At 41.0% G+C, this 17,621-nt stretch carries 11 protein-coding genes; 4 read left to right on the top strand and 7 right to left on the bottom strand.

Going from position 1 to position 17,621, the window contains the following annotated elements; genetic code table 11:
- Positions 1–92: 92 nt before the first annotated feature.
- From EGN73_RS00285 to tsaD, 7 genes are all read right to left on the bottom strand, one after another.
- On the bottom strand, positions 93–2,243 hold the full coding sequence (locus tag EGN73_RS00285) for a peptidase domain-containing ABC transporter (RefSeq protein ID WP_219286045.1): 2,151 nt from the start codon (positions 2,241–2,243) through the stop codon (positions 93–95).
- Between the two features lie 11 nt (positions 2,244–2,254).
- Positions 2,255–3,430: an HlyD family secretion protein gene (locus EGN73_RS00280; RefSeq protein WP_219286044.1), complete on the bottom strand. Its 1,176-nt coding sequence runs from the start codon at positions 3,428–3,430 to the stop codon at positions 2,255–2,257.
- 341 nt (positions 3,431–3,771) lie between these two features.
- Positions 3,772–4,824: a M42 family metallopeptidase gene (locus EGN73_RS00275; protein ID WP_219286043.1), complete on the bottom strand. Its 1,053-nt coding sequence runs from the start codon at positions 4,822–4,824 to the stop codon at positions 3,772–3,774.
- Positions 4,825–5,077: 253 nt separating this feature from the next.
- Complete coding sequence (locus EGN73_RS00270; protein WP_219286042.1) at positions 5,078–6,961, bottom strand: amidophosphoribosyltransferase; 1,884 nt, start codon at positions 6,959–6,961, stop codon at positions 5,078–5,080.
- Positions 6,962–7,089: 128 nt separating this feature from the next.
- Positions 7,090–7,605: an HNH endonuclease gene (locus EGN73_RS00265; protein WP_219286041.1), complete on the bottom strand. Its 516-nt coding sequence runs from the start codon at positions 7,603–7,605 to the stop codon at positions 7,090–7,092.
- A gap of 54 nt (positions 7,606–7,659) precedes the next feature.
- Entirely contained in the window at positions 7,660–8,127 is a 468-nt protein-coding gene (gene smpB, locus EGN73_RS00260; protein ID WP_219286040.1) for an SsrA-binding protein SmpB, read from the bottom strand.
- 715 nt (positions 8,128–8,842) lie between these two features.
- The gene (gene tsaD, locus EGN73_RS00255) at positions 8,843–9,847 is read right to left on the bottom strand and encodes a tRNA (adenosine(37)-N6)-threonylcarbamoyltransferase complex transferase subunit TsaD (protein ID WP_219286039.1); all 1,005 of its coding nucleotides are present in this window, start codon (positions 9,845–9,847) and stop codon (positions 8,843–8,845) included.
- Between the two features lie 13 nt (positions 9,848–9,860).
- Between tsaD and EGN73_RS00250 the strand changes: the two genes are divergently transcribed.
- The 4 genes from EGN73_RS00250 to EGN73_RS00235 are packed head-to-tail and all read left to right on the top strand — an operon-like array spanning position 9,861 to position 17,620.
- On the top strand, positions 9,861–14,480 hold the full coding sequence (locus EGN73_RS00250) for a translocation/assembly module TamB domain-containing protein (RefSeq protein WP_219286038.1): 4,620 nt from the start codon (positions 9,861–9,863) through the stop codon (positions 14,478–14,480).
- Positions 14,481–14,531: 51 nt separating this feature from the next.
- Positions 14,532–15,830 (top strand): cryptochrome/photolyase family protein, encoded by a 1,299-nt coding sequence (locus EGN73_RS00245; RefSeq protein ID WP_219286037.1) that lies wholly within the window; start codon positions 14,532–14,534, stop codon positions 15,828–15,830.
- Complete coding sequence (locus EGN73_RS00240; RefSeq protein WP_219286036.1) at positions 15,830–16,783, top strand: Smr/MutS family protein; 954 nt, start codon at positions 15,830–15,832, stop codon at positions 16,781–16,783. Before EGN73_RS00245 ends, EGN73_RS00240 begins: the two co-directional genes overlap by 1 nt.
- 3 nt (positions 16,784–16,786) lie before the next feature.
- Positions 16,787–17,620, top strand: a complete 834-nt coding sequence (locus EGN73_RS00235) for a hypothetical protein (protein ID WP_219286035.1) — start codon at positions 16,787–16,789, stop codon at positions 17,618–17,620.
- Position 17,621 lies beyond the last annotated feature (1 nt).

The raw sequence follows: 17,621 nt of genomic DNA, 5'->3' as shown, positions 1-17,621 counted from the left end.
AGTTAATGGTTTATTAAGTTTATAAGATATTCGTCAATTATAGATTCTAATTCTTTGTACTTAGTACATGGTACTTGATACTTGGTACAATATCACAGCACCACCAACTGCTTCCTGATCATTTCAAAATATTTTCCTTCCTGGGTCAACAACTCAGCATGAGTACCTTCCTCGATCAACTTACCCTTATCCAAAACAAAAAGTCTATCAAAGTCCTGTACAGCGGCCAACCTATGGGTAATGAATATTATCGTCTTGCCCTCTGAGGCCAGCATCCTGATGGTTTGTTGTACAAACTGTTCCGAATCAGGATCCAAGGATGCAGTGGCCTCGTCCAAAATCAGGATTTCAGGATCGCGGTAAAGTGCTCTTGCAATGGCTATCCTCTGCTTTTGACCTCCAGAAAGAGATGCTCCATTTTCTCCCAAGTAAGTTCCAAATCCATTGGGAAGGGTTTCAATAAAACCCATCATACCCAACTTATTACAGATACCCACAATTTTTTGCATATCCGGTTGGTAATCTCCCAAGGCTATATTTTCCAATACATTCCCGGCAAAAAGATCGATACGTTGCGGCACTACAGATACGATCTGCCTTAAACTTGCATTGTTGATAAACTTGATATCATGCTCTCCAATGTAAATATTTCCAGACTGAAGCGGATACAAGTTTTGAAGTAGGGATACCAAGGTGCTTTTCCCCGAACCACTTTCTCCCACTACACCTGATATCTTTCCTTGAGGAAAAACCAAATTTAAACTGTCAAAAACGTTTGCCCTGGAACCATACCTAAAGCTTACATTTTTGAATTGGATATCACCCACATCTTCTTTCTTCAAAGGAAATGTTTCGTCCGCACTTTCCACTTCCAAGTCCATGATCTCAAACAACCTGTCTGCGGCAATTAAGGCATTTTGAATAGTTTTGTTCATCCCAATCAAGCTGGAAACCGGCCCAGTCAAGTAACCTGTCAATGCATAAAATGACATCAGCTCTCCGGGAGTGATTTCATTTTTCAACACATAGCCCGCTCCAACCCACAAAAGGATTATGGTAAACAACCTGGAAACAGTTTCAGAGGAAGTACCTGAAAAAATATTGTTCATTCCAGACTGATAAACAGTCCTCAATAAAGACACGAACCTGATTTCGGTTTTGATATTGGCATGATCTTCCGCACCAAAACGCTTGATGGTACCTGCCGCTGTGATAGATTCGACCAGTTGGGACTCCAATTCGGCTGATTCCTCCATCAGCCTTCTTTCAATCTTTTTATTCAAGCGATTGGTAATCCAATAAATTAAAGTGTAAAACGGGATGACCAATAACATCACTAAGGCCAGTTTCCAGTAAAAAGTAAACATCAAAGCAAAAGAAAAGACTACTATAAAGATATTCACCAAAAATCCTATAGAAACATCATTGATAAATGCCCTGATTTTCACAGCATCATTGATTCTGGAAATAATTTCACCAACCCTCATGGTATCAAAAAAACGTTGAGGCAAGGTCAGCAAGTGCTTATAATAGCCCAATATCAGCCGGGCATCGATCCGTTGACCTACTTTGATGATAAACAAGGTTTTAAAAACCCCAATGACAATCTGCAAAACCAGTAAAACAATCATGGTTACAGATAACAGGTTAAGTAGGTTTACATTCCTTCCTATAAATACATGGTCGATGATCTTTTGTACATAGATAGAAGTTGATAATCCCAAAATGGTATAGATCACAGCCCCAACCAAAGATTGGAACATAACCCCCTTGTGCGGTCTGACCAAGTACCAAAATCTGCTCCATGTGCTCACCTTTTGATTGATGGCCTTGAACTCATCATTCGGCATCAGCAGTACCAACACTCCGGTCCACATTTCTTTGAAGGCATCTGGACCGACCTTATGGATTTGTCCATCTCCCGGATCCATATATTCTACCACTTTGTCTGTCACTTTATATAGAACCACGAAATGATGGAGCACTTTTTTGACAATGACATGGGCAATTACCGGCATAGGCACTTCAAAAAGCGCATCAAAATCACCACGAACCCCTTTAGCAGAAAAGCCCATCTTTGAAGCGGCTTCAATTAAACCTAAAATATTGGTTCCCTTTTGGTCTGTAGAAGCCATTTGCCTGATTTTGGCTACAGGCATTTCCAATTTGTAATGTGCTGCTACTGAAGCCAAACATGCCGCGCCACAATCGGTAATATCCCTTTGTTTGATTTTAATACCCATAATGATAAAAATTAAGATGGTTGTTGAATCTGAGGGTTGAGCCAGTTATCCACTTTATCATAAAGCAACTGAAACAGAGATCTTCTTGCCACCACAAAGCGTGCATTGAATGTCATACCCTTTTTTACTTGCCCCTCCAGCCCATTAGATATGGTTAAAAAGGGAGTGTCTAAGGTACAGGTTACTAAAAAACCGGCCTCCCTTTCATTGACCAAAGTGAGGTCATCAGCAATATCAATGACTTTACCCTTTGCTACTCCCCATTGATTATAATTGTAGGCATCCACCTGAAAGTTTACTTCTTGGCCTATATTCAAAAAAGCTATATCTATGGGTGAAATGTAAGTAACAGCTATAAGGGTAGTATCAGGCGAGATTTCAGCCAATTTTTGCTGAGGATAGATAAAATCACCCACATTTAAGTTCAGCACATTGATCAAAGTCCCATTGGTTCCAGCTATGATTTTATATTGATCCATCTGCTCTGTGAAAACATCCATCTGACTTTTCAGGCGCAGTTTTTCATTTTGATGATTGATCATCTCCTGTTCCCAATTATTGAGCTGTTGCTTTTTGAGTAATTCCATTTGAGTGATAGCTTGCTTGTATTGGACCTCAGTATTGTCAAAATCAGCAAATGCAATGGATTTACTGTCAAAAAGCAATTGGGCACGATTAAAATCCCGTTCTAACTTTTCCATTAATGCAGCCTGATTGTGGATTTTGGTCTGAAACTCTAAAAGAGATGTCTGATAGAATTTGGACTTCAAAGGAATCATGTGAATTGAATGCCCATCCAAGTTCATGTTTAACAACTTGCGTAGGTCTTCGATAAAATCATTCAAAAGAATAAGTCTTTCTTCAACCCCATTCATCTCCAACTGTACAACCTCTGCCCTTACTACAGCTAAAACTTCCCCTTTTTGAACTTTTTGGTTTTCCACAAGACTCCACTTTTCCAAACGTCCACCAACCGAACTTATTAATGAATTGCGCTGAAGCGCAGATTGAAAAGTTCCCCTTGACTGAACGGCAACGTCCACATATATCAGTGGCAAAGCAGCTATAGAAGCAAACATCAACCCTATTAAAATCAGGTATATCACTTTAGACCGGACACTAATCCGGGAATCATACACCTCAACTGTTTGCTGCGTAATCGCAGAAGGAAATATCTTAATACTCATCTTATAAAAAATTTTAGATGAAACTTAAACCTTAGCTAAAAATAGAAATGAAGGTCTAAAAATCTTCAATTACCACTCAAATTAAACGTTTATTTAAACGGATAATTAATTCAATAATTTATTTGAATTTTAATAACTTTTATTTAAAAAAATGTATCCAACATTAAAAATTCACCATATACACTTGTAAAAAGCTTTTGCAAATACACCTTCAGTTTATTGAACCAAACCGGATCACAACAAAAAAGTCTGTCCACTTTCATTTGGACAGACTTTTTTCTTTCAAAATCATTTATTAAAAAAGGCTGCAGAAAGGCCTTGAAGCCTAAAATCCACATTGATCAATGGTCCCAATTAAAGGTACCCATATCCTCCAAACAAGCCTTGAGAAGGAGAATGCTTCCTGCAATATCCTCTTTGTGAGCCATTTCGATTACCTGATGCAAATGTCGCGTTGGAATTGAAATTGCCCCTGCAATCGCTCCCTGTTTACCCATTCGCTGAACTCCGGCAGTATCTGTACCTCCGGCAGTAAGGATCTCGGGCTGCCACTTGATCTGATACTTGCCTGCTGTTTGTTTCATGAAATCCACCATACGGTAATCACAGATGGTCATGGCATCCATGATCTTAATCGCTGTACCTTTTCCCAACTCCGTGATTTTCTCATGGGCCTGCGCTCCAGGCACATCAAATGCTATCGTGGTATCCAGTGCTATTCCAAAATCAGGATTGATCCCATGGGCGGCTACATTCGCACCCCTTAGACCTACTTCCTCTTGCACCGTAAAAGTTGCGTACACATCATAGGCAGGATTTTCCAGTTGCTTAAGGGTTTCGATAAGGATAAAAACCGCCACCCTATTGTCAATGGACTTACAATTGACACAATCCCCCATTTCAATCAACTCCCTGTCGCGGGTAACAGGATCGCCCACAGAAACATGCTTCAACACCTCTTCCTTGCTCATTCCGAGGTCTATAAAATAATCAGTGGTTTTGGGCAGTTTGGCACGCTCCTCCTGGGACATGACATGGATAGGCTTACTTCCCATGACCCCTACCAGGTCCTTTTTCCCATGCACGATCACCCTTTGGGCGGTAAGTGTCTTCGGGTCAAATCCTCCAAGCGTATGAAAACGCAGAAAACCATTATCATCTATATGGGTGACAATAAATCCGATCTCATCCATATGGGCAGCTACCATCACTTTTTTGCCCTCAGGATTATTTTTGGACTTTTTTATGGCGATAACATTACCCAAATTGTCTGTTTTCACTTCATCAACAAAAGGTGTGACCAATTCAATCACCAGGTCTCTGACACGTTTTTCATATCCCGGAGCTCCGGCTATTTCACAAATCTGCTTCAATAAGCTTACGTTAATTTCCATTTTCAAATTGTTTTTCTTCCCAAATGGGAAAAGTTCTGCATGAGGAGTTAAATCGTAAATAGCATGAAAGAAACTTTACAAAAAACCAAAAAAAGCTATAAAATACTTTTCGACGAACCTCATCCAATTTAAAGAACAAGTAACCTCATATCTCAAATAAGCCCTAACCTATCTAGGTTCTTATTTCTTGCTTCTTGTCTCTCGCTTCTTGAATCTTATTTCATTGTTCATTGTACTTGGTACTTTATTCAATCTAATAAGCCCTAACCGCCTTGCCCTCCATAAAATTCACAAATGCCCTGTTGACTACTCGCATCCCTCCGGAAGTGGGGAAGTTGCCGGTAAAATACCAATCCCCGATATGGTCAGGAATACACCTGTGAAGGTTTTCCACAGTCTGATAGATTACTTTTACTTCAGCTTTAATATCTTCTGTAGTGATGATTTCAGCGATTTTGTCGGAAATTTCCTGATCAGAAAATGGTTCATACAGCAACTTGACATAGTTCATGCTTGTATTTTGACCGCTTAAGCATTTGTCATGGATTTCATCCATCAAAAAGCCCATCTTCCTTTCCTTGAGCAATTCCAATGTGGCCCGAAAAGCGATAAACTCCCTCATTTTGGACATATCTATACCATAACAGTCCGGGAATCTGATCTGAGGCGCGGAAGAGACTATGATGATACGTTTTGGATTCAGTTTGTCCAAAGTCGTTAGAATGCTTTTTTCAAGTGTAGTTCCTCTTACGATACTGTCATCGATCACTACCAAGGTATCTATACCTGATCTGACCACCTCGTAGGTAGTATCGTAGACATTGGCTACCATGGCATCTCTGTCAGAATCATTGGTGATAAAAGTCCTTAGTTTCACATCTTTTGATACGAGCTTTTCAACACGGGGCCTAAAATTCAACAACTCTTCAAGGTCTTCCAAATGTGGTTTTCCTTCCAACAACACTTCTCTCCTTTTGGCACTTAGGTAATCTTCCAATCCTTCTATCAATCCCAAAAAGGCAGTCTCTGCCGTATTGGGGATGTAAGAAAACACGGTATTTTTCAGGTCAAAATCTATGGCCTGAAGTATCTGTGGGATCAATGCTTTACCCAAAGCTTTTCTTTCTCTATAAATATCAGGATCGGTCCCTCTGGAGAAATATATCCTCTCAAAACTACAGGACTTTTTCTCCCTGGCAGGCATAATCTCATGCTCTGCATAAGAGCCATCTTTATTGATTACCAAGGCATTGCCCGGCTGAATTTCCTTAATCTCCTTATAATCAATGTTGAAAGCAGATTTGATGGCAGGTTTTTCTGACGCTACAACCACAATTTCCTCATCGGCATAATAGTAGGCAGGCCTGATACCAGATGGATCCCTCACCACAAAACTGGAGCCGTTTCCGATTAATCCAGCCATAGCATATCCCCCATCAAAATCCCTGCAAGAACGTCTCAGTATTCTGGCTACATCCAATTCATCTTCGATCACAGCTGTGATCTGCTCATTGCTATAGTCTTTTTTGTATTTGTCAAAAATCCTTTGGTTTTCCTCATCCAAAAAGTGTCCGATTTTTTCCATTACGGTGACAGTATCGGTTTTTTCCTTAGGATGCTGTCCCAATTCTACCAGTTTTCCGAACAATTCTTCCACATTGGTCATGTTGAAATTACCTGCCATTACCAGATTTCTACTCCTCCAATTGTTCTGCTTCAAAAAAGGATGACAGGTTTCTATACTATTTTCGCCATGGGTTCCATAGCGCAAGTGACCCAGCCAAACCTCGCCAGAAAAGGCTATGTTTTCTTTGAGGTGCTCAGCATCATATAGCACTTTTTCTCCACCATGCTTTTTAGCTTTCTTGTATTTTTTATGGATTTTGTCAAAAATGAAATTGACCGCCTGAGGCTCTATGGACCTATATCGACTGATGTATCTTGTCCCTGGCTTGGTATTGATTTTAATATTGGCTACTCCGGCTCCGTCCTGCCCACGGTTGATCTGCTTTTGCATCAACACATAGAGTTTGTTTGGTGCATATAGAGGTGAGCCGTATTTATCGATGTAAAACTGCGGATCTTTTCGGAGCCTTAACATGGCTATACCACATTCATGTTTGATCTGGTCACTCATTTGGGTCTGGGTGAAATTTTATATGACGAAACAAAGGTACTTCTAATTTCAATGATTAGAAAAACCTTTTTGTAAATGGCATTACACTCATCTGCAAAAAATAGTTTCCTATCCCCTTTTTCTTAAGCTTATTTAACACCTACGGTTTTCACCTCCAAGAAGGGCAACCATTCTCCTGCGTGCCTTTCAGCATATTCTGCCAAAAAAAAGCCCAAGGTCGGCCTGAAAGGAATAGTCCTGAGCTTCATGCCCATTTGTTCCGGTGTCTTGTCTCCTTTCATCACATTGCAGCGGTGACAGGCTGTGACCAGGTTGGACCAATTGGTTTTGCCGCCTTTGGATTTGGGAATCACATGATCTATGGTAAGTTGCTTTTTTGATCCACAATACTGGCATTCGTTTCCATCTCTGCGGAAAAGATTGGCTCTGTTGAGCAAAACACCCTTATAAGGTATATTTCTGTATTCGTTTAGGCGGATTACCGCAGGATATTTAAAATCTTTGGAAACTGTCCTTATCACTAACGATTCATAATGGCTGAGTGTGCTTACCTTTTCTAAAAATACAAGAATGAGGGCCTTTTGTACATTGACAACGGCAATCGGGCTATGATCTAAATTCAACACCAAAACACGCTTTTCCATAGACCTCTAAGATAAAACTTTGATTGGAAAAACATGTAGTTCAATGAGAATGTTTTAAAACTTCATGCGTGACAATTCTCTTTTGGTATCTTTGTCTTTGATACTTTGCCTCTTGTCATGTAATTTTTTACCCCTTGCCAATGCAATTTCTAACTTCGCCAGCCCTTTATCATTGATAAAAATCCTCACCGGAATAATCGATAATCCTTTTTCTTCAAACTTACCTTCCAATTTCTCCAACTCTTTTTTACTGAGAAGCAATTTCCTTTCCCTGACCGCCTCATGGTTGTAGCTCGAAGCCATAGAATAGGGGGCAATATGCATCTGCTTGATAAAAAGCTCTCCTTTCCTAAAAAAACAGTAGGCCTCCGTCAAGGACACTTTCCCTTCCCGGATCGACTTGATTTCAGTTCCTTTCAAAACCAAGCCTGCTTTGTAGGTATCCAAAAACTCAAATTCATAGCTTGCCTTCTTGTTTCTGATGTTGATTATCTTTTCAAACTTCTTTTTTTCCTGTGCCATTTCTTTAAAAATTCCTTCGTAGCTCCACTTTGCTTTGTTTCTTATTTTAATGCTTGTAGGTCTATTTATTGAAGATTGAAGATTTAAGATTGTAGATTGTAGATTGTAGATTAAACCAAAGTTTCACTACTCGTTATTCACTATTCACTCTCCACTTCTCACTACCTTAGTTCATCCTTCATCCCTCATCCTTTCCAAACCTTCCCTGTTTTTGGCGAAAACCATTCTTCACCATTGACCATCCCTCGGCCAAAAACAACATCCAATTTCAAAACTCAGGGTTGAAACCCCGGGCTATTAAATCTATGCCCATACTGGACTTTAAACTCCTCACTCTTCACTACTCACTACCTTAGTTCATCCTTCATCCTTCATCCTTCCCTTCCACCCCTTCATCTCCGCTTGGATGACCAGTCGGACAGGCTTCATCCCTCCTCCTTCATCCTTCCTCCTTCATCCCTCATCCTTTCCAAACCTTCCCTGTTTTTGGCGAAAACTATTCTCCATCATTGACCATCCCTCGGCCAAAAACAACAAACGACCTTCATTTCCAAAACCCAGGGTTAAAACCCCGGGCTATTATATCTACGCCCTTAAAGGCTTTAAACTCCTCACTATTCACTCCTCACTCTCCACTTCTCACTCTTCACTACTCACTCCCTAACTCCTCCCTCATCCTTCATCCCTCATCCTTCCTCCTTCCCACTCCTTCCCTCTAAATCTTCATCCTTGCCTCAGGTACCACATCTAGATCACAAAACTCCCCTTTGAGATACTTGTAGTGTGCTGCCATGGCAATCATTGCGGCATTGTCAGTACAGTATTCGAATTTAGGTATGAACACTTTCCAACCATGTTTTTTGGACAATTGTTCCAGTTCAGCCCTCAGCCCTGAGTTAGCAGACACTCCCCCAGCAATGGCTACCTGCCTGATTTTATGTAAGCTGACTGCTTTTTTTAATTTCTGAACCAGCATTTTGATCAGGGTATATTGAACGGATGAGCAAAGATCATGTAGATTTTCATCAATGAAATTTGGGTTGGACTTCAGCTGATCTCTCAGGAAATACAAAACGGCTGTTTTGATTCCTGAGAATGAATAACTCAATCCAGGCATATCAGAAATAGGGAACTGGAATGCATTAGGGTTACCCAACTTGGCGTATTTGTCCATCAAAGGTCCTCCTGGGTAAGGCAGTCCAAGCAATTTGGCTGTTTTATCGAAAGCTTCCCCTACTGCATCATCCAAGGTTTCCCCTATTACCTCCATATCCAAATGATCTTTGACCAGTACCAGCTGGGTATGTCCACCGGACACCGTCAGGCAGATAAAAGGGAAAGTTGGCTTTGGGTCATCTATAAAATGAGCCAAAATATGTGCCTGCATATGATTCACATCAATCAGGGGTACATCCAATGCATAAGCAAAGGACTTGGCAAAAGACACCCCGACGAGTAATGATCCCATGAGCCCAGGCCCTTTGGTAAATGCCACCGCCGAAAGCTCCTCCTTGGTAATCCCTGAAGTAGCGATGGCCTCATGGACTACCGGAATCAAATGTTGCTGATGGGCTCTGGAGGCCAATTCAGGAACTACACCTCCATAATTTTCGTGTACGGATTGCGTAGCGATAATATTATTAAGTATTTTGCCATCAGAAATTACCGCTGCGGACGTTTCATCACATGATGATTCTATGGCCAGAATATTGATTTTCATTGCAGATTAATCCTTGGAAAAGAACCCGAAAGTTACGGAAAAAATACTGAAAGCCTTAAGGCTGATCTTCAGGCTAGTACTTTTCCTTGTTCTGGGTTTATTTTTGGTGGCAACTCTCCTGCAGATCCCTTACTTCCAGACCAAGGTATCCAGAATCCTTACCAACTACATCACAGAAAATACAGGTTTCAAAACCAACATTTCAAAAGTCCAAATCAGGTGGTGGGATGCTGTAAGCCTTAATGATGTCATCATCTATGACCAAAAGGATAGTCTTATGGTCAACTTGGAGGAGGTCTATATTGACTTTTCCATCAGAGGACTTTTAGACAGAGAAAAACCTTCCCTGGACCAGATAAAAATGGAAAGGGGCAATGTGCGGCTTATTTTTCACGAAAACGAAGAGCTACTCAATATATCAGAATTTTTTTCGCGACTGAATGCACTTCTTCCCGGCACAAAAGATCCCGACAAACCTTCCGGGAAGTTCGCCATCAACAACATCTATTTTCACGAGACTTCCCTTGACATCCTGAATTACAGTGCTGTACCCGTCACTGCGGGATTTGATTACAACAACCTCAGGTTTAGAAACCTCATCGCTGATGCAGATGATTTCTACACAGATGGGCCACAGCTAGGCATGAAAGTAAACTACCTCAGAGGCGAAGAAAGCAACTCAGGAATGGTCTTTCAACAATTGAAAACAGATTTCACCTATGCTCCTACCTTTATGGAGTTTGACAACCTTTACCTCAGGTCCAATAGGACAGAGATAAAGGACTACCTCAGGTTTGAATACGCATCCAGCCAGGCCCTATCCAATTTCAATCAGGAGGTTCAGATTGTAGCCAGATTGGACGAAGCTGTATTGGACATTCAGGACCTTAATTACTTTACAGATCAGCTTCCACAGGTGGAAGACAGGATTTTTCTTAGCGGAGAAATCAGCGGAACCGTAGCCAACCTCGTTTCTGACCAATTGCTCATCCGTTTTGGTCAAAGAAGTGCTTTGTTCGGTAAATTTAAAATCGATGGACTTCCTGATGTCAGCAATACCTTCTTTGAAATGTCGTTGATGAATTCTGTCTTGAACTCCTCCGATCTCAGTCCATATATTTCTGTTGAAGCCCAAAGGGAAATTAATAAGTTCAGAGACATCAGATTCGACACAGATTTTTCAGGTTACCTGCATTTTTTCACTTTCAATGGAAGGTTCCGAACTGGTATTGGGAATTTATCCGGAAGATTGAGTTACAGATCAGAAAACAACCGCCCCACCTATTCCGGCAGATTGGAGCTGGACAATCTGGATCTTGGAATTTTGCTGGAAGATCGCGAACGCTTTCAGAAAGTATCCATGACAGGAAGAGTAAGGGGGACAGGCTTGACTGTAGAAACGGCCCTCCTGGAAGTAGATGCTGAGATAAAGAAAATCGGGGTTTTAGGCTATAATTATGCCAACATCCGCACAGATGCCACCTATGGTCTGGACCTCTTCAGGGGCAGTCTCAAAGTCAATGACCCCCACCTTAAAGGAGAAGCCGAAGGTGTGTTGGACCTGAGAGAAGGTAAGGACTCCATTAGACTGAATGTGGAACTGGATACAGCATTCTTGCGTGACTTAAAACTGGTAGAAAGGGACCTTTTCATCAGTGGCAATGTGGATATGGATACCAAGGGAGTCACTCTTGACGATATCGAAGGTATTGCCAGGTTTAGCGATATAGAAGTAAGTCTTGAAGGTCGAAACCTCCAAGTGGACAACTTCTTTTTTCAGTCTCTTTTCACGGATGATTTTAGAGTAATTTCACTCAATTCAGACCTGTTGGTAGCAGGGATTTCGGGGGTTTTTAAAATTGAGGAACTGATAGCTGATGTGGCTACCTTAAGTAAAGAGTACCTGGCCATACTTACCAATTCTGAAAGCGGGGTAAATGTCAGTCAAGTAGGACTCCACAACCCCTATAGTATTGACATCGACCTTAATTTCATAGACATCAACCCCATTATCAACCTCTTTGAACCTAAAGCATCGATTTCCAAAAACACGCTGGTAGAAGGCTCCTTTTATCAGACTCCGGACAATACTATCCTCAATTTTTACAGCAGCATCGACAGCATTTATTACAATGGAAGCTTCCTTTTCGATACTAGCCTGGACTTCAATACCTCCAAGCTTACCCGAAGTGATGAGGTACTTGCGTCATTTTACATTTTTTCCAGACAGCAAGACCTTAGTTCCGGCCTTACCTTCAACAACCTGGAAATGGAAGCCATCTGGGATGTAAATAATATTGACATCACTTATAGACAGGATCAATTGAGTACCGGGAGCTACATTCGCATTCAAAATGAAATCACCATTTATCCGGATCTTACCACTGTAGTCTTTGAACCTTCCGAACTAAAGATCATAGATAAAGTATGGAATTTTGACCCGGAAAACAGTATATACATCACTGACAACAATTTTCTTTTTGACAACCTAAAGCTCTTCAATGACAATCAGTACATCGCTCTTAATGGAAATATCTCAACTGACCCAAATGATGTTTTAGGACTGGAAATCAACAACCTAAATCTTGATTTTTTCAACACTCTTTCTATAAAGGAATTCGAAGGGACTGCCAATGGGCAATTTGCCATTAGCAATCTCTTTGAGGCAATAGCTATCAACGGACAATTGGGAGTGGAAGACTTTTATATCAACAACTTCCTGATCGGAGACCTAGAAGCAGGGACCTATTTTTCCGATGGGCTGATCAATGTGGAGCTGAACAATTACCGCTTAGGAGAAAAAGTCATCTCTCTGGAAGGCTCACTGGGCAGTAAGGACCAGGAACTGGACCTGACAGCAAAATTACAACAGGCCAATATTTCTGTATTAGAACCATTTTTGGAGGACTATGTCACAAGAATGGGAGGTACCGTTACGGGTGAACTGGGAATCGGAGGAACTTTAACCTTTCCTGAAGTAAATGGAACCGGAAGAATTGATGATGGGCGATTGAGAATCAATTACCTGAATACCCTGTACACCATTGACGGCAACTTGGTATTTGAACCTAATGAAATCAGTTTTAGGGAAATCGTATTGAGAGATGTCAATGGAAACAGGGCCAGAATGAGAGGTGGAATTTCCCATGACTATTTCAGAGATTTTGTATTGGACATTTCGTCTACAATGGAAAACTTCCAGGTGCTGAACACATCTATCCGAGACAACGACCTCTTTTACGGAACTGCCAATGTCTCCGGCACCCTCAACATCCTAGGGGCTGCAAATAACCTTGACATCAATGCAAGAGCAACCTCCCAGCCCAATACCAGGATATTTATCCCATTTGGCACATCGAATGTACAGGCACAGGAAGATTTCATCAATATCATCAATGTGCGCGATACTACCCAGACCAGAGTATTTGAGGAATCAGTAGAAAAATTGGCTATCAACAATGTACGGATGAATTTTATCCTGGACATTACGCCTGATGCCTACACTGAAATCCAGATTGATCCAAGAACCGGAGAAAACATTCAAGGAAGAGGGAGAGGTGTACTTACCATGAATATCGACACCCAGGGAAATTTTTCTATGCAGGGCAACTATGAAATCACTGAGGCGAGGTACAATTTCTCTTTATATAATGTCATCCGAAGAGAATTTATAGTAGAGCCCGGAGGCAGGATCTCATGGTTTGGCGATCCCTATGAAGGGGTAATGGACCTAAAGGCATATTATCAGGAAAGTGTCTCCCTACAGAACCTACAAAATGTACAAAACCAAGGACTGGAAGACCCAAACATGCGGAGAAGATGGCCCCTTCGGGTAATCATGACCCTCAAGGGCAACCTGCTTTCTCCTGACATCGCTTTCAATTTTGACTTTGCTGAGTTTCCTTCGGAAGGAAACATACAGACGTACATTTCTGCCTTCCAAAACAGAATAGCCAACGATGAGCAGGAAAAAAATAGACAGGTGTTCTCCGTCATCATGATGAGATCCCTTTCTCCGGAAGGACAGTTTACGGGTGTGAGCAACATAGCCACATCAAATTTGAGCCAGCTGCTTTCCTCTCAGCTCAACAGCTTTATCGCTCAGGTGGATCAAAACCTGGAAGTGGACATAGACGTGGCCAATCTCGACCAGTCAGCTTTGGAGACATTCCAGCTAAGAGTGGCCTACACATTTTTGGATGGGCGCTTGAGGGTATCTAGAGACGGAGGATTTACGGACCTGCAAGGAAATGCAGACCTAAACAGCATTGCCGGTGACTGGCAGGCAGAATACCTGCTCACCGAAGACGGAAGGTACAGAATGAGGATTTACAACAGGAATAATTTTAATACTTTCACTTCATTATCCATCGCTCCTAATGTGGCTACATACGGTGTCTCGGTATCGCAAAACCTTTCCTTCAACTCCTTCTCCGAACTCCTAAGTAAATTGCGGTCCAAAGAAAGAGAAAAGCTTAGGATAAATGACATTGATGATTTTCTAAGGTATGATTTTGAGGATTCAGAAAACTGGAAACCCATACAGCTTCAGGATCTGGAGAGAAGGATGGATTCTGAGCAGATTGAAATCATTGACCAGCCGAAGAAAATCAGAAAAGAAGAGGAGGAATAAAACATTTTTCCTCCCAATAAATTCTAAACCTATACCTACGCAATTTAACAAATGGAAAAAATAAGCATATTTTGGTTTAGAAGAGACCTGCGCCTAGAGGACAACACCGGACTTTACCATGCATTTGAAAACGAAAGCAATGTCCTTCCACTTTTTATTTTCGACAAAAACATCCTGGATGACCTTAAAGACAAAAAAGATGCAAGGGTGGAATTTATCCATGATCAGATCCAGAAAATCTCCAAAGGACTCAAGGATTTTGAAAGTAGTATTTTGGTCAAATACGGCAAGCCACTTGAAATATGGAAAGAGCTATTGGAGGAATATGATATCCAAAACGTATATACCAACAGGGATTACGAACCTTATGCCAAAGAAAGGGATGCAGAAGTCAAAAAACTGCTCAAAGAAAAAGATATTCAGTTTTTGGATTTCAAAGACCAAGTGATTTTTGAAAAAGATGAGATTGTGAACGGTTCAGGAGATTTTTATAAAGTATTTACCCCTTACAGCAAGGTTTGGTTGGAAAAATTCCACAAATCCAATATCGAAACAGTCTCACTGGATGGAAGGAAACGAAACTTTTTTAAAACCAAACCATTTGATATACCAAGTCTGGAGGATATGGGGTTTGAAAAAACGGATATCAAGATCCCTCCTTTGGAAATTGATAAACCTTTGATCAGAAAATACGACAAAACCCGTAATTTTCCGGCCATAAACGGCACAAGCAGACTAGGGATCCACTTGAGATTTGGGACCATTAGCATACGGAAACTGGCTTTGGAAGCGGACGAACTGAATAAAACTTACCTCAACGAACTGATATGGAGAGAGTTTTATATGATGATTTTATACCATAATCCCAAAGTGGTAGATAAAGCTTTCAAACCAAAATATGATCAGATTCCATGGCGAAATAAGAAAGATGAGTTTGAAAAATGGTGTGAAGGAAAAACAGGATATCCCATAGTAGATGCAGGGATGAGGGAACTCAATCAAACAGGGTACATGCATAATAGGGTAAGGATGATCGTGGCCAGTTTTCTTACCAAGCATTTATTAATTGACTGGAGATGGGGAGAAGCGTATTTTGCAAAGAAATTGCTGGATTTTGAGCTGTCTTCCAACAATGGGGGCTGGCAATGGGCAGCGGGAACAGGTACAGATGCACAGCCGTATTTCCGTGTTTTCAATCCCGAATCACAGACTGAAAAATTTGATAAAGAACTGAAATACATCAAAAAGTGGGTCCCTGAATATGGTACTGATAAGTACCCAAAACCCATGGTAGAACATAAATCAGCCCGCGAAAGGGCACTTGAAACATATAAAAAAGCATTGGATTGATGAACGTAGGAGACAGAGTAAGATTGCTGCACGGAAATGAAGAAGGAGTAATAACCAAAATTTCTTCCGGAGGCAGGGTGGAAATCGAGATAGAAGATGGGTTCAGAATTCCAGCCCTCAAGAATGAAGTCGTGCTGATTTCCCATACCGAAAAAACCTATTTCAATCCAGGTTCAGAAAGCAAGGAGTCTGTTTCAGAATTGAAGTCAGGAAAAAACACAGACACCAACCTGGAAGCCATTTATCTGGTTTACATCCCACTCAATGACAAGGACCACAGCATATACCTGTGCAACCATACTGCAAAGGATTTTGTAGGCATAGTAGCTGAACATCACGGAAGCAATTCCCAGACCCTTTTGGCAGAAAAAATCCCTTCGAACAGCACAAGAAAAATCACCGAAAAATCCATCCAAAACTTTGAAGAATGGCCTCCACTTTCGGTGCAGCTATTCCCCATCAACTCGAGAATAGAAAAAACCACTCAGCCATTTGAAAGAAAAATCAAATTCAAAGCCAATACTTTCTTTAAAAGTAAAGGCACTGCTCCTATTCTGGATAAAAAAGGTTACGTTTTTAGGCTTACGGAAAACAGCAGGGACATTGACATCAAAGCACTGAACAGCTCACTGAACGATGAAGCGGCCAAAGTAGCACCAAATTTCCCCCGTCCTCCAAAAGAAGTGGATTTACATATAGAAAAGTTGACCAAGGACCATGACTTGATGAGCAATTCAGAAATGCTACGCTTACAGATGGAGGTTTTCGAAAAAAATCTGAATTATGCTATTGCCTCCGGTATGGACGAAATCACCTTCATTCATGGTATCGGCAATGGAGTTTTGAAAAAAGAAATCCACAAGTATCTCAGTCAATTGGAAAATATTAAGTACTTTCAGGATACACAAAAAAGCCGGTTTGGATACGGTGCTACATTGGTAAGAATTTCCTAATCTATGCAAGGTAAGATTTCTCCTGTGTTCAGGCTGTTTGAGCAGCAATTTGAAGAAGCAAAAGCCGCCCATGCAGCTCTGAGCAAACAATTTAAGGGCAAAAAAGCCATCGAATTGGAAAGTAGATTGATTTTTTTGGAAATCTATATTGACCTCTTGGCCCATATCCACTTCGAAAAAACAGGACTAAAGTTCAAACTTTTCTCCCCTTTCAAAGACCTTTTCAGGGGACTGAAAAAAACCAAGCACCTCAAAATGGTCACCAACAAGGTCGAAGAAGTAAAGCTCCAGGACACAATTGATTTTAAGTCATACACCAAGTCTTTACTAAGTGAAAAAAACAGCCTTTATGCGGAAGTCTATGACCATGTTGTAAGAGCGCCTTTATTGATCTGGGATGAACTTTTTGAAGCTGCATACAAATACAGCAAAGGACTGAAACCTCTCATGATCAATACGGCTACCACTCAGATCATCAATGAGGAGTTGGAATATTTCAATCTGGACCACCAAAATAAGTTGGACAGCAAGGCCCTAAAAGATATCTATGAAGGGTTGAGGGTGATCATTGCTTTGGAGAATCTTCGTATAGAGTCTGGCTTCAATCCTGTTTTTATTGCAGAAGTCCATGAGAAAATGAGTCATCTACAAAAATCACTGCTCAACTGGTACGAAAACCACCTTTTCTTACAGCACCTCACTGGATTTTTGGCAGAAAAACAGCAGGTTTCAAAAAAATACCTGGACCTACTTCAAACCCTGAGAGAAAACAAAAAATGGCATAAAACCCATGTAGAAAAAGAGGTGAGAGACCTTTTTGATAAGATTCTGGCTTAGA

Origin of the sequence: Arthrospiribacter ruber (assembly GCF_019343195.1) — a bacterium.
Classification (GTDB): domain Bacteria; phylum Bacteroidota; class Bacteroidia; order Cytophagales; family Cyclobacteriaceae; genus Arthrospiribacter; species Arthrospiribacter ruber.
The sequence above is the reverse complement of the archived record's forward strand: the minus strand, read 5'-3'. Positions and strand labels throughout refer to the sequence as shown.

What these genes read in the sequence shown, in the direction of transcription:
- EGN73_RS00235 (WP_219286035.1), top strand. Translation starts at nt 16,787, where the DNA reads ATGCAAGGTAAGATTTCTCCTGTGTTCAGGCTGTTTGAGCAGCAATTT.
- EGN73_RS00285 (WP_219286045.1), bottom strand. Translation starts at nt 2,243, where the DNA reads ATGGGTATTAAAATCAAACAAAGGGATATTACCGATTGTGGCGCGGCA.
- tsaD (WP_219286039.1), bottom strand. Translation starts at nt 9,847, where the DNA reads ATGAAAATCAATATTCTGGCCATAGAATCATCATGTGATGAAACGTCC.
- EGN73_RS00270 (WP_219286042.1), bottom strand. Translation starts at nt 6,961, where the DNA reads ATGAGTGACCAGATCAAACATGAATGTGGTATAGCCATGTTAAGGCTC.
- EGN73_RS00240 (WP_219286036.1), top strand. Translation starts at nt 15,830, where the DNA reads ATGAACGTAGGAGACAGAGTAAGATTGCTGCACGGAAATGAAGAAGGA.
- EGN73_RS00265 (WP_219286041.1), bottom strand. Translation starts at nt 7,605, where the DNA reads ATGGAAAAGCGTGTTTTGGTGTTGAATTTAGATCATAGCCCGATTGCC.
- EGN73_RS00275 (WP_219286043.1), bottom strand. Translation starts at nt 4,824, where the DNA reads ATGGAAATTAACGTAAGCTTATTGAAGCAGATTTGTGAAATAGCCGGA.
- EGN73_RS00280 (WP_219286044.1), bottom strand. Translation starts at nt 3,430, where the DNA reads ATGAGTATTAAGATATTTCCTTCTGCGATTACGCAGCAAACAGTTGAG.
- EGN73_RS00245 (WP_219286037.1), top strand. Translation starts at nt 14,532, where the DNA reads ATGGAAAAAATAAGCATATTTTGGTTTAGAAGAGACCTGCGCCTAGAG.
- smpB (WP_219286040.1), bottom strand. Translation starts at nt 8,127, where the DNA reads ATGGCACAGGAAAAAAAGAAGTTTGAAAAGATAATCAACATCAGAAAC.